This is a genomic window from Bacillus sp. 196mf, assembly GCF_003217275.1.
GTDB classification, from domain to species: domain Bacteria; phylum Bacillota; class Bacilli; order Bacillales; family Bacillaceae_G; genus Bacillus_A; species Bacillus_A thuringiensis_S.
Map to the genome: position 1 here is coordinate 1 of NZ_QJTG01000093.1, position 2,182 is coordinate 2,182.

Genomic DNA, 2,182 nt, shown 5'->3' on the forward strand with positions numbered 1-2,182 from the left:
TGTAAATGTCAAGATGATCATGTACATTTTCACTTGTTTAAGTATGTACAAATTTAATCATTTTCTTTACTAAAATGATCTTTAATTCGATATGATTGTCCTACAATGCTAACAACGGTAGCGTGATGTAATACACGATCTAGTATGGCATTAGCTATTTTAGGGTCCTGAAAGATTTCATCCCATGATTTGAAATTTACATTCGTAGTTAAAATCGTACTACGTTTTTCATAACGCATATCAATGAGTTGGAAAAATAATTTTGCATCCTCCGGATCAATTGGTAAATACCCAATTTCATCGATGATAAGCAATTTATACTTTGTGTAGTGTTTTAATCTTGATTCTAGACGATTCTCAAGCTTTGCACGCTTCAAATTTTGAAGTAAATCATGACACTTAATAAAATAAGTGCTTGTTCGTTTTTTAGCTGCTGCTATACCTACCGATGTCGCTAAATGGGTTTTACCAACACCACTAGGTCCTAAAAATACTATATTTTCTTGTTGTTCTAGGAAACGTAGAGAAATAAAATCTAAGATTTGTTGTTTATTAATACTTGGCTGGAATTCAAAATCAAATGCATCAATCTCCTTTCTATGAGGGAATGCGCCCATTTTTACCATAGAATGAATCATATTTTGTTCTCTTACATCAATTTCATAGTTTGTCAGCTTAACGAGTGCTTCCACGAATGACAATTGATTATTAATACTAAAATCAACGACTTCCCCTAAATGTTGTGTCATTTGTTTTAATTTTAAATATTCTAGGTTTGCGGTTAACTGTTGATAGCTATTCTTCATTTCTATATACCTCACCAATTACTGATAAATTTTGTTTCGCCAAATTGTCAATGTCCGGATATTTCGGTAGTGACTTGGCCAATGCGTTTTTATAATGTTCTTCTTTATAATTAAGCTTAGATTGGCTGATTTTATGTTGTACAATTAACTTCATGTTATGATAAACATATATTTGATTATCATAGCCTTGTAGACCAACGGTCTTACCTTGATACTCAGCTGGCACTGAGTATTGATTTGATTTGTAAGATATCATTCCTGATGCATTTACTTTTACAAGCTTATGTTTAATCTTATAGGAATCTCTTATTGTACTCGCAGGGAGTGGCTGTAAGAGATTCCTTTCTTGTTTTAAGGCAAACACAGGAATTTTACCAGTTCCCTGATGAAACGTTTGATTAATTCTTTTACATAACCTTTGTACAAATTCATACAATTCTTCAAAAGTAAACTTGCCTTGATAAGCATGGATTTCATCTAGAAGTTTCATTGGAGCTTCTATTTTTCCTTTTGTATTTGGACGTCCTGCAATACAAGGTTGTACCTTAAATCCGAAATCCTGGGCAAATTGTGCAAACTTATTATTAATTGTTCCTGAAAAATGTTCTGTACGAGCCTCATCCATTACAGTTTTCATATTATCTGTAACGATCACCTTCGGTACGCCACCAAACGCTTCAAATGCCTCTGTCATAAATGACAGTAATACACTTTGGGATTTTGAAATATTCAAGTGAAAAACTCTAAAGCGTGAATAAGATAGCAGAAGTACAGCCACATTTACAAATACCGTTTCACCATCTTTCATTTCAAACTTTATGCTTTCTTTCCAATCTAATTGCGCTTGTTCAGCAGGAAGTGTTTCATAACGAACCTTTCCTGGTAAGTTTGAAGCAATACGTTTACCCTCCTTAAAATACTTTTTGAATTCAGGTTTCCTATTGATATAAGCACGAAAAGTAGACTGGGAACATTGCAAACCATGATTATCCGTTAGATATTGCCATAGAACCCGCATATAGTAAAAAGTTTGTTTAGTGTCATCTGATAAAAGATCTACAATCACTTCATAATAGGCATCGATTTTTGATGTTCTATTTTTGGTCCCCTTTGGTATAAAACCATTCATGTATTTATCAATGGTACGTCGATCAACCTTCAATTCTCGTGCTAGTTGACTTTTATTTATTTTCATCTTTAAGTTCTCCATTAAATTTTTAAAATTAGATAAGTCTGTAAGACTTTTAATTGTAAATTCCGTTGGAATATCTAGTTTGATATACACACTAACCACCTCAAAGTCAGTATGTAGAATCCTATTGAAAATGTACATGCTTATTCAAGTGTTAATGTGTACATTTAAACTAGCATTTATA

The 2,182-nt window shown here is 32.5% G+C and carries 2 protein-coding genes; both read right to left on the reverse strand.

What is annotated here, in order from left to right:
• Positions 1-53: 53 nt before the first annotated feature.
• The gene (gene istB, locus ATL10_RS30600) at positions 54-806 is read right to left on the reverse strand and encodes an IS21-like element IS232 family helper ATPase IstB (RefSeq protein ID WP_097826271.1); all 753 of its coding nucleotides are present in this window, start codon (positions 804-806) and stop codon (positions 54-56) included.
• A complete protein-coding gene (gene istA, locus ATL10_RS30605; protein ID WP_110498368.1) occupies positions 796-2,091 on the reverse strand; it encodes an IS21 family transposase in 1,296 nt (431 codons plus the stop codon). Before istA ends, istB begins: the two co-directional genes overlap by 11 nt.
• Positions 2,092-2,182 lie beyond the last annotated feature (91 nt).

What these genes read in the sequence shown, in the direction of transcription:
- istB (WP_097826271.1), bottom strand. Translation starts at nt 806, where the DNA reads ATGAAGAATAGCTATCAACAGTTAACCGCAAACCTAGAATATTTAAAA.